12 protein-coding genes are annotated in these 9,759 nt (G+C 54.8%); 2 read left to right on the plus strand and 10 right to left on the minus strand.

Annotated features, from left to right (window positions below):
* The 4 genes from ACO6UY_RS23215 to ACO6UY_RS23230 form a co-directional block, all read right to left on the minus strand.
* A partial coding sequence (locus ACO6UY_RS23215; protein ID WP_422491437.1) for a hypothetical protein occupies positions 1–540 on the minus strand: 540 nt, incomplete at its 3' end.
* A 59-nt stretch (positions 541–599) separates the two neighbouring features.
* The gene (locus ACO6UY_RS23220; protein ID WP_422491439.1) at positions 600–1,673 is read right to left on the minus strand and encodes a hypothetical protein; all 1,074 of its coding nucleotides are present in this window, start codon (positions 1,671–1,673) and stop codon (positions 600–602) included.
* Positions 1,674–1,689: 16 nt separating this feature from the next.
* Entirely contained in the window at positions 1,690–2,577 is an 888-nt protein-coding gene (locus tag ACO6UY_RS23225; RefSeq protein WP_422450822.1) for a hypothetical protein, read from the minus strand.
* A gap of 14 nt (positions 2,578–2,591) precedes the next feature.
* Positions 2,592–4,091, minus strand: a complete 1,500-nt coding sequence (locus ACO6UY_RS23230) for a hypothetical protein (protein WP_422450823.1) — start codon at positions 4,089–4,091, stop codon at positions 2,592–2,594.
* Positions 4,092–4,135: 44 nt separating this feature from the next.
* On the opposite strand from ACO6UY_RS23230, the gene ACO6UY_RS23235 reads away from it, so the two are divergent.
* The gene (locus ACO6UY_RS23235) at positions 4,136–4,627 is read left to right on the plus strand and encodes a DUF29 domain-containing protein (protein ID WP_422450825.1); all 492 of its coding nucleotides are present in this window, start codon (positions 4,136–4,138) and stop codon (positions 4,625–4,627) included.
* On the opposite strand, the gene ACO6UY_RS23240 is transcribed toward ACO6UY_RS23235, so the two are convergent.
* The 6 genes from ACO6UY_RS23240 to ACO6UY_RS23265 are packed head-to-tail and all read right to left on the minus strand — an operon-like array spanning position 4,624 to position 9,084.
* Positions 4,624–6,264 (minus strand): hypothetical protein, encoded by a 1,641-nt coding sequence (locus ACO6UY_RS23240; RefSeq protein WP_422491440.1) that lies wholly within the window; start codon positions 6,262–6,264, stop codon positions 4,624–4,626. The two genes, ACO6UY_RS23235 and ACO6UY_RS23240, sit on opposite strands and share 4 nt — an antisense overlap.
* Positions 6,265–6,270: 6 nt before the next feature.
* Positions 6,271–7,068, minus strand: a complete 798-nt coding sequence (locus ACO6UY_RS23245; protein ID WP_422491442.1) for a hypothetical protein — start codon at positions 7,066–7,068, stop codon at positions 6,271–6,273.
* Between the two features lie 27 nt (positions 7,069–7,095).
* Positions 7,096–7,701, minus strand: coding sequence for a hypothetical protein (locus tag ACO6UY_RS23250; RefSeq protein WP_422491443.1), 606 nt, complete (start codon positions 7,699–7,701; stop codon positions 7,096–7,098).
* 41 nt (positions 7,702–7,742) lie between these two features.
* The gene (locus tag ACO6UY_RS23255; protein ID WP_269671991.1) at positions 7,743–8,114 is read right to left on the minus strand and encodes a hypothetical protein; all 372 of its coding nucleotides are present in this window, start codon (positions 8,112–8,114) and stop codon (positions 7,743–7,745) included.
* Positions 8,115–8,125: 11 nt separating this feature from the next.
* The gene (locus ACO6UY_RS23260) at positions 8,126–8,479 is read right to left on the minus strand and encodes a hypothetical protein (protein WP_422491445.1); all 354 of its coding nucleotides are present in this window, start codon (positions 8,477–8,479) and stop codon (positions 8,126–8,128) included.
* Entirely contained in the window at positions 8,479–9,084 is a 606-nt protein-coding gene (locus ACO6UY_RS23265) for a hypothetical protein (protein ID WP_422491446.1), read from the minus strand. Before ACO6UY_RS23265 ends, ACO6UY_RS23260 begins: the two co-directional genes overlap by 1 nt.
* A gap of 359 nt (positions 9,085–9,443) precedes the next feature.
* On the opposite strand from ACO6UY_RS23265, the gene ACO6UY_RS23270 reads away from it, so the two are divergent.
* Complete coding sequence (locus tag ACO6UY_RS23270; protein ID WP_422447879.1) at positions 9,444–9,566, plus strand: hypothetical protein; 123 nt, start codon at positions 9,444–9,446, stop codon at positions 9,564–9,566.
* Positions 9,567–9,759 lie beyond the last annotated feature (193 nt).

A 9,759-nucleotide genomic window follows, 5' to 3' on the forward strand; every position in this document is an offset into this window, starting at 1 on the left:
GCCGACACCGGCCAACGCCTTGCCCCCCAGACTCAAGCCCCGGCCTACGGCACCACCGGGGATCATGGAGGGGATCAGGGAACCCAGACCGGAGACAATACCCAGACCGGCACCGGCCCACGTACTCTGGTCACTGAAACCAAAACGGCCATCAGGTTGGGTGCCAATATTAAACCCCTGCAATGCCTGACCGGCAGAGGGGGACATATCATCAATCTGCTGTTCGGCCTTTTTCCGCAGCCAGTTAGCCGGGGCATTCTGACCATTGCCACCAAACACCCGGTCAACACCGGACACCAGATCGGCAGAGCCCTGATAAGCACCGTGCAAAAAGGCATCGCCCATATCACCGAGCACACCGCTGTCCGGGTTGCCCCGTGGCCTGGTGCGCTGGTTAAACTGGAGGTAGGCGTCTACGTAGTGTTCATCCGGTACATGGGGGGCAATATGCTGCTGCCAGTACTGCTGGCGCTGTTGCTCCCGTTCGGCGTCATTGGCCTGCTGGTAGGCGGGCGTCGCAATAAAATCGTGCCAGTTCATAGGGTCGTCCGTGACAGTGGTCGGTGGTCGGTGATCGGTGATCGGTGATCGGTGGTCAGTTAGCGACCATAAACGGGGTTGAAGTCGAGGAAAGTGCCGGGAGCCCTGCGCATGGGATAGGAGCCGGGGTTATGGCCATAACCCCGTTTTGGAACAGAGGTTGATGGTACGCCAGAAGGTGGCGGCGGTGCTCCAACCAGTTCATCAATGACATCCTGATAGGTTTTTTCTTTGGGAGCCGCCTCTGTCTCCCTGGGACCAAACAGGTCAAAGTCCGGGTTATCGTTCTGGTATTGCGTTGGTCCATTCTGATAACCGGGGTTGCTGGGCTGGTAGGGCTTCATCAACTGGTCCAGTGCGGCTCGCACGGCTGGGGGTTTGAGCATGGACAGTTCTTCCGGTTTCAGGTTCTGATCGGCCAGTGACTGGGTAGCCATGGCTTCGGCCATGGGCATAAGCTGCTCCATCAATTTGCTGACATCGCTGACGCCCTTACTGCCGGGGTCGTAGGTTTGCTGCCGTTGACCGGCAAAGTTGTTCAGGTTGGACAGGGAGCTGAGATAGAACTGCTTGACCGGATCACCATTGTCACTGAGCAGGCTGACCAGCGGGTCTTCGTTGCGGTCGCTGTGGTTTATTTGGATGGAGGATACGTTACCGGCCTTAATACCGGGGTGCTGGTTGATAAACTTAATAGCATCCTCTGCATCCCGTGGGTCCTGCCCCTGATGGTACTTTTGCAGCATCCGGTTCAGCTTACCGGCATCCTGCGTCAGTGGGCTGACCACCGTTTCCTTTCTCTCCATGGGCATACCATAACCGGCCTGACTGCCCTGCGGTGCTGGCGGCGCGGGTGACTGCCTGCCGGTCTGACCGATCCCGTACTGGCGGTTGACCAGTTCGTCGTGCTGGCGCTGGCGGTCATAGAACAGGTCGGTATCGTTCTTGTCGATGGATTGCTGGGTCAATGCCTGTTGCTGCTCTTGCCCATTGTATTCCTGCTGCCGTCTGGCCAGTTCGCCAAGGCGCTGGTTGATGGCGTGCTGTTCTTCAGCGTAACCGGGCATTTTGGTGCCATGGCCCAGTGACTCGAATTTGTTCTGATAGACTCTGCCGTCCGATCCGATATACATGGTGTTCCTCCGTGAATTAATACTCGTAATCAACCGTTTCGCTGTAATTCCATTTGCCGTTATTTTCGTATTTATGCACCAACCCGTGCTGCCACCGCTGCTGCGCCTGGTTGAATGCCTGGTTCTGCGCCGCCAGTTTAATCTCGTCCTGCTTAAATCCGTAACCAAGGTCGTACTGACGGGCCGCTTCGTTAAGCTGGTCATACTTGATCTTGTTATCCGTGAACATATCCGCTGCCAGCTTGTAGACATTGGCGGCACTGCTGACCCCATCGGTGGCGGTCCTGGCGGTGTCCAGTCCCAGTTCTGCCACGTCCAGGTTACGATTCCAGCTTTCCTCCCTGGCAGTGTCCCGTACCTGGTTCTGGATAGCCGACAACCCGGCAGCTTTATGAAGGGCATTGCTGGTACCAAACCCGGCAAACCGTGCTGAATTGGGGTTTACGCCCATCCGGCGCATATCCCGTTCATACTCGGCCTGTTGCAGGTCGGCGTTGGCCTGATAGTCGCTACTGGCTTCCCCCAACCGGCTCTGGAGCTGGGCATTGGATACCGTCGCGTTGTCCCCCAGGTACTGGAAATTGGTCTGGTAGTTGTCGAACACATCAAACAGCTTGTCACCGTATTCCTTGAGAGTGTCTGCTGCATCAGTTGCAGCGTCGATATTCAGTTGATACTTGCCGTCCTGATCATCGTAGGCATAGCGGGGGGCGATGTCGGGCATTCCCGGTTGGGCATTGCCTCCTTGCCCAAAGTGACGGCTGCCGGAGCCCAGGGAAAACGTGTTGAAACTCCCCATCTGATCCAGACTTTTCTGGTAGGCGCTGTTGCCGGTCAGTCCGTAACTGTTGCCTGAGTCAGGCATCCCTACACGGGTGAAGCCTTGTGATCGTGATATGCCCATGATTATTCTCCTGTTTATTCGCCGGTAGCGGTCCAGTGGATAATGGCATCTGAAATGCTGGCATCGGTGGCACCAAGGTCATAAGCCGTGGTGTCCCAGTAGAAGGTGTTGTTGGAGGTGGTTTTTTCGTAAGTGTTGTAGCCACCTACATCGTCAGGGATGCGCACTCTCGCCCGACCTTTGGCAATATCGTTTCCCCAGACCTTACTTTCATAGAGATAGAGGTTTCTGATCTCCAGTCGTATATCCACCCTGGCGAAAAACAGGATTTTGGTGATTTCCCAGCCAGTCAGTGCCGGGTTATTGATCGCAATATTATGGCGTACTGTCTGTGCAGAACCGTTGGGACTGAGCGTTTTCTGCCAGTCGTTGCCTCCCCAATCCTCATTTTTGTAGTCGTAGGTGACTTCACCACTGTTGAAGGTGCCCTCACGGTCTTCAGCAAAAAATTGCACACCCACGTCATAATTTCCCTGGGTCAGGGTCTGGCTGATTTCGAGGTCATGAGTAGTGAACTGGTCAATGTCCACAGTGACCGACTCACCATCAATCCAGTCCCTGTTGTCCGGGCGATACTTCAGGGTCATGGTGACTTTACGGTTCTGCCAGGTGCCGCCACTGCCAGTGGACCGACTGCTGGCAACACGCCCTTTCACCGTCACCTTTTTTACCTGATCAGTGTCGTAAGAAAACCATTGCGCGTTATTACCAGCTCCCTGATAAATTTTGCCGTTGGCCTCGGTTTTGCTGCCATCGGCCAGCAGCAGTCGGGCATAGGGGAAAAACACCCACGCACCTTCAATAAGGCCATAGGGCTGGGGAGTGGTGTGGTAGAGTTCCAACCGCTGGGACTGGTCAGGATAATCAGCGTTATAGACGGTAATGTCGCGGGGATAGAGGTTAATGGTGGGCTGGCTTTTAAAATACGCGGGAACGATCACTGCCTGACCATTTCTGCCGACGCCGCTTTCCGTCCGGCGCACCTCTTTATACCGAACGTGACCGGCCCTGGCGGTGTAAATATAGGACTCGATCCGGCCTTGTTTCAGCACCAGATAGTCGTTGCCGGTGACATCGGTATAGCGGCTGCCATTGGCTTCATGGACCAGAGAAGCCTGTGCCCGGTCATCTATCTGTGCTCGCCACACTTCGGTGTGGTTATGACCGTTGTAGGCCGGGGCATCCCATTGCAGGATTACGGCACCAAAAATGCCGTTGGTGGACAAGCCGGTGGCAGCGGTGGGTGCATCCGGCGCTGTTACGCCACTATCTCCATCACCCTCTACCGGGACCGTGATTTCTGGCTGAACCGGTTTCAGGGTATCAGTAATGGAACCCACGGCAGAGGCAGGCAAACTTAACCGCTGGCCTATTTCTTTGGCCAGTCCCAGCTCAGCCAGCTCGCTGTGCAGCACTGCCTTGTCTCCGGCATTGCCGCTGCGACCGGCCAGACGGTTCAGGAACTCGCGCACGTAGCGGTCTACGCTGGCGGGCAGCGCGGGAAATTTGGCCATGGGTAACCTAAAATGGTGAACAGTAAATAAAAAGGATGCAGGCAATGCAGAACAGCAAAAACAATCTCTACGACACCGACTATGAGCAATGGGCAGAGCAGCAGAAACAATTATTGCTATCCGGCCAACTTGACCGGCTGGATATTAAAAACCTGTTAGAGGAACTGGGCGACGTGGGTAAAAGCAATCGAAGCTCCCTGACTTCCCACTGCAAAACCCTGTTATCCCACTTGCTTAAATATCAGCACCAGAGTCAATTCATAAACCCTGACCTGCCCATGCCCTATAACTGCGCAGAATGGTTCGGTACGATCCACCGCTGCCGGAGAAACATCCGTGACCGGCTGGCCGACAACCCATCCCTCAAAACCCTGTTGCCGGAGTCACTGGAGAGCCTGTATGCCAAGGCGCGCAAGGAAGCCGTTGAAGAATTGCGCCCCTACCTGCAAAAACACCAGACCCTGACCGAAGGGGATTTCCCGGATACCTGCCCATGGACCTATGGGCAGATTATGAATGAGGAATGGCTGCCCTAAAGCTCTGCCATCGAGCTGGCCACAATCAAGGCGGTCACGGTATCAGTACCTGCCAACTCAAACTGCCAGCGACTGCCCCGGCATGCGGGGAGTCGGAAGCCCCGGCCAGACGTGACCGGCAGTTCCAGAATTTGCTGTTCATCCCGAAACACCCGAAACACCAGGTCGGTATAACTGTCGGCCATGATCCTTGCCGAACTGAACAGGGCAGGCTTACCCTGAAACACCTTGCTGCGCCACCGATAGGGCATCAGTGCAGTGCCTTTGTCCCACGCCTTGATGGTGTCGCCAATGGCCAGATACAGGCTGTCGTCCTGAAGATCACGGTAACAGGCATCAGCGTATGTGCCGAGCTCGGTAAAGGTGCCGCTGTCAGGACTGAAGATAAAGCCGCCTTTATCGTCTGGAGAGTCCATAGCGTCCCCATAAAAACCAAAGTACCGGCCATCATGGAAGCAGGCATGGATGGTCTGTGGCTTGAACCGTTGCCGCCAGTCTTCCGGGTTGATGATATTGCGGGTCATCAACTCTGCCCGGCCGCCAGCGATCCGCACCAGACCATCAGGGGAGGCATACAGGGCCATATCCCCCATATCCACCATGCTGCGTTTGCTGATGCAGGCGTGTGCCGTATCCAGCCGTTCCAGGGTCATGGCACTGGGTTCGGTGCCAAAGGCCACATAGGGATAACCATCCGTGGCAATGATCACACTGTTGGCGGCCACTGCCAGTGACTGAATGTCATACTCCACCGCCAGCCGGTAGGCTGCTGGCCAGGCGTACAAATGGTAAGGTTCGCTGAACATCAACTCCTTGCCGGAGAATCCCGCCGCCACGCCACCGGGCAGCACCACCATGCCTTGCAGGTTGTTGGGTGGCGCTATCCAGCCGATGGTTTTCAGGATGCCGCCCCGTTGGTCCAACGGCGTTTCATCCACCACAGTGGTGACGCCTACGGGGGTATCGGTGGCCACCGTTCCGGCGTTGTTGATCTGGGTGCAAAGCTGATACACGCCGATCTGGGTGCTGGTGTAAATCCGGTAATGGGTGATATTCAGATCCACGGCACCGGGACCTGAGCCCACAGTAATGTCCACTGTTTCACCGGGCTTCACTACAATTTCACCGGAGGGCAGCGATGGCGGTCCTTCCCGTCCGTTCTCGTCCACCCAGGTGTAGGTATAGAAACGGGTTTCGGCATCCACTGCTTCCGCATCGTCCAGCGGTGTACCACTGAGCGTCACTACGGGAGCCACGTCCGGTTCCGGCAGTCCAAGCTGATGATCATTAACCGGATAGTCACTGCCACCACTCAAGGCCAGGCCGTTATCGGTGTAGCGGGGCCCTTTCACCGTGCCGGTGTAGTAAACCCGGTTATTAGGGTCGTCGGCCACCGGGGAACGGATCACGTCCACGTCCGTGGTCCAGTCAAACCAGTACCGGCTGCCTTCGTTGCGATAGAGGTAGATGGACTGCGGCGTTGCGTTCAGGGCCTGTTCATCAGCAGGAGCGTAGTAGGCTCGCAGGCTGCCATTGGTCAACCGGCAGTCAATGGCGGCCTCTGCCTGGGTGTCTTCGAGCAGATGGCTGTCCAGCCAGGGGACTTCGCCGGTGAAGGAAGTGATGTCCAGTTTCATGGGCGTTTACTTTTTCAAGCCATACAGGGAAACCGAACCGGACAGCTTGTCAGCCACACTGGCAAACAGTTTTATTCCGTGCATGGTTCCGCCCCATTCCGCTGACATCGTGGCATACAAATAAGGGATGCCATTACCGGTTTGCAGATGACCGGTGATCGCGCCCAGTCCATTACCTCCTGGTGTGATGTTGATCTGACCAGAGATATTTATTGAGTCAAAGGTGTCGTCCATTAGTCGCAGGCCAAGATACTCTTTGGCCACTGGAGTCGTTGACCCGTCATTAGCCAGCACTTTCATTCTGAATGCACCATAACCATCCCAGAATCCCCCTCCGGCACTTTGCTGAATGGATAAGCCCATATACTTTCCAACAAAATCAGTGTCACTGATAGTGACATTGTTCAATATCAACAAGTATGAACCGTACACGGTGTCATCCATCAGGCTGTCAAAAATAAATTCCGTGCCGTTGGTGAGCGTTTCGGTACTCAGTAGTTTCATACCATCGGCGTTATTACCCTGACTTTCCAAAGCCGCTATGCGGGCAGTCAGGTCGCTAATGATGTTCTGAAGACCATCCACCGAGGCGATGCTCTGGGTATGATCTGAAGGGGTGAAGGTAGCAGGTTTACCGGCAAGCTCGCTCCAATCCCGGAGGGTGAGTGATGTAACCACGCCACCTACCAGTGCATACAACTTGCCATCAGCGGTATTGATCGCCACCTCCCCCGACGCAAGGTCAGAGGCCAGTGGCACCTTGCCCGGCGTAGCCGAGCTTTTCAGTTTGATGGTGTTAGACACAGGCCCATTCCTTTTGTTGCTGCCGGATCAGAAGGTGCCACCATCCAGAGTGACACCATCAATAGAACCGCCTGTGATACTGACACTGGCTGAGTTCTGAAGCGCTATGGTACCCAGCCCCAGATTGCTTCGGGCAGTGGTGGCGTTAGTCAGATCCGCCAGGTTCTGGCTTTTGGACATCTTGCCAGAGACCTGGGAAGTCAGACTGGTGACGGCATTGGCGTCATCATTTAGCGCTTCGGCCAGTTCGTTAAGGGTATTCAGTGCGGCAGGAGCACCAGCAACAATAGAATCAACGCCAAGCTGAACCCGTGCATCCACCTCAGATTCCGTCAATCCTTGCGCACTGCCTCCGGTGGCCGACACCACACCACTGCCATCAATCGACAGGCCAGTGCCTATTTTAATGGCTCCAAACTGCGAGGCTGTGGCAGCAGGCAGGTAGTTGCGCATGTTGGTGGTCAAATCGGTCACTTTGTCGGTGAAATCCTTACCACCAATCGTGTCGATACCGGCACCGTCAACACCAATATACAGCTTGTCTGAAGCCTCCGAGTAAGCCAGCTCTCCGGGGGATAGAAAACTCGGCTTTGCAGTTGTTGTACTGCGCTTTATCTGGATTTTCGTTGCCATAATGGACACTCCTGTCTCAGGCGTTTAATAAAAGACAGTGGCTAAAAACTGCCACCATCCAGACTGGTGGGGGCATTCTGATTCACAGAGTCCTCCACCGATTGATGCAAGACCACCATTTCCTGTTTCAGGGTGGTCAGTTGCAACTTGTCGGCGTCGTGGGCATCGTGCCAGCTTTTGATCTCGTTATATCGCTGGGTAATGTCCGTGTTGATCTGCCGGTTTTCCGTGGTCATGCCCCACAACGAGCTGGACAATGTATCAGCCCGGTCTGAAGCACTATTGATCAGCGGTAGGCTACTGGCTACTGCCTGTTCAATGGCAAGCCGGTCTGCAACAATCTTTTGCTGCAAGGCTGCAACAACGGCCACATCATTGACGATGTTGGTCACAACGGTGGCTTCAGTGGTCATACCTGTTTCTCCTATCCAAGTGCGTGGGTAACCCCGGACTGAATCTCCACCTTACCGATAGCGATGGTCGATACGGCACTGCCATCCGGGGTAATCAACTGCAAATCGTATTCGTAGCGGTAAGGTGTCAGCTCGTTGGTGTCTTCCGGTGCCAGGTACATCACCGCCGTCGTACCGGATACCGTCATCCGTTTTTGCAGCACGGCATCGTCGTCCGGCTGCATCCGGTTAAATTTCAGGGTAAAGATCAGCTTCCAGCCGGTCAGGTCCTGAAGCTGGCCATCATCCCCCTCGAACGCTATCGGGATGGCATAACTGTCTCCCCGTAAAAAGGCGGGCAGTTGCTTTTCGGTTGGCATGGCCATCAGACAAATCTCCTTCTCGTCACCGATTGCTCGCCGCCGCTGACTCCAACCAAACCACGGATACGCTTACGGTTCAGTTCCTTCTCGTACTTCTTCCGGTTTACCTCACTGAGCTGCGGGTTCGTCCAGGGTTCATCGGGCATCATTTGCAGGTCGGCCAGTACACCCCAGCAGGCAAACTCAAGGGTCAGGTTGCCCACATCGTCCGGTATCTCTGTCGCTTCAAAGGCAGGCATCAGGGTCAGCTCAATGTCGTGCATGGCGTCCTTGTCCGGGATCGGGGCAACGTGCAGGGCAGTGGTTTCAACATGGCGGTAGTAGTAAGGGGTTCCGGCAGAAAGATAAGGGGGCAGAAGGTCACGGCTTTCCAGTCGGGTGCCGTCTTCGCGCAAGATATTCTGCACCGTAGCGATGTCGCTGCCAGCAGGTGCGGTCAGGTCGTAATCCTTGATCCCCTTGACCATAAACAGCTTGTCATGGTGTCGCCAGATATTGGCTCGGTGGCAAATGTCCCGCAGGGTAATGATCAGGTAGTTCTTGATCACCTGATCCGGGCAGCCTTTGACATACGGGCGTATGCGGGAAAGGTAGGCATCCAGTTTCATGGGCTATGCTGTCCTTGGGAAACGTCCGAATAAAAATCAAAGGTGTAATTGGATGAACGATAAACAACGTGAAAATCTGGCAAAGCTCTGCCATGATCTAGTGAAACTGCCTTGTGGCCTCTGCCTGATAGGGCCTCTCATTAATACCCCGAACAATCTGGAAGAACTGCTATTTTTTGGAGCTTCAATAGCAATCGGACTTATCTACCTGGGGCACCGACTGGAGAGCACACTATGACCGTAGGCGATCAATATCTGTTAATGACTGCGTTGTTTGGTATCCCGCTACTCGCTTGCATCGTCTGGGTGGAATACCACATCAGAAAGCGGAAAAAGAATAAACATTAAGGAGTTATTCAATGTTTGACCTTGACCCACTATCTCTGACGATGGCTATTATGGCTGCGGTTATTTTCGGTGCGACAGTGACTTTCCAACTCTGGGACTACTGCCGAAAAAAGCACAACAAACATAAGCACTAACCCTCGATCTTACCCTGAAGCATCTGCCGGAACATTTGATCCACGTTCCATTTCAGCCCCAGATCATTGGCAAACATGGCCAGATAACTCTGGGCCTGCTGCCGGGTTATCCACAATATCCAGCAGCCGGTACGTGCCGGGGGGCAGCGACTGCACAGCCTGTGCCTGACAGGTAAAGGCCAGTAACTGCGAG

Source organism: Endozoicomonas sp. ALE010, assembly GCF_049310165.1.
In the GTDB taxonomy this organism is placed as follows: Bacteria; Pseudomonadota; Gammaproteobacteria; order Pseudomonadales; family Endozoicomonadaceae; genus Endozoicomonas.

Coding starts and splice junctions, on each gene's coding strand:
- ACO6UY_RS23250 (WP_422491443.1), bottom strand. CDS start 7,701: ATGGCAACGAAAATCCAGATAAAGCGCAGTACAACAACTGCAAAGCCG.
- ACO6UY_RS23255 (WP_269671991.1), bottom strand. CDS start 8,114: ATGACCACTGAAGCCACCGTTGTGACCAACATCGTCAATGATGTGGCC.
- ACO6UY_RS23265 (WP_422491446.1), bottom strand. CDS start 9,084: ATGAAACTGGATGCCTACCTTTCCCGCATACGCCCGTATGTCAAAGGC.
- ACO6UY_RS23240 (WP_422491440.1), bottom strand. CDS start 6,264: ATGAAACTGGACATCACTTCCTTCACCGGCGAAGTCCCCTGGCTGGAC.
- ACO6UY_RS23225 (WP_422450822.1), bottom strand. CDS start 2,577: ATGGGCATATCACGATCACAAGGCTTCACCCGTGTAGGGATGCCTGAC.
- ACO6UY_RS23260 (WP_422491445.1), bottom strand. CDS start 8,479: ATGGCCATGCCAACCGAAAAGCAACTGCCCGCCTTTTTACGGGGAGAC.
- ACO6UY_RS23235 (WP_422450825.1), top strand. CDS start 4,136: ATGCAGAACAGCAAAAACAATCTCTACGACACCGACTATGAGCAATGG.
- ACO6UY_RS23270 (WP_422447879.1), top strand. CDS start 9,444: ATGTTTGACCTTGACCCACTATCTCTGACGATGGCTATTATGGCTGCG.
- ACO6UY_RS23220 (WP_422491439.1), bottom strand. CDS start 1,673: ATGTATATCGGATCGGACGGCAGAGTCTATCAGAACAAATTCGAGTCA.
- ACO6UY_RS23230 (WP_422450823.1), bottom strand. CDS start 4,091: ATGGCCAAATTTCCCGCGCTGCCCGCCAGCGTAGACCGCTACGTGCGC.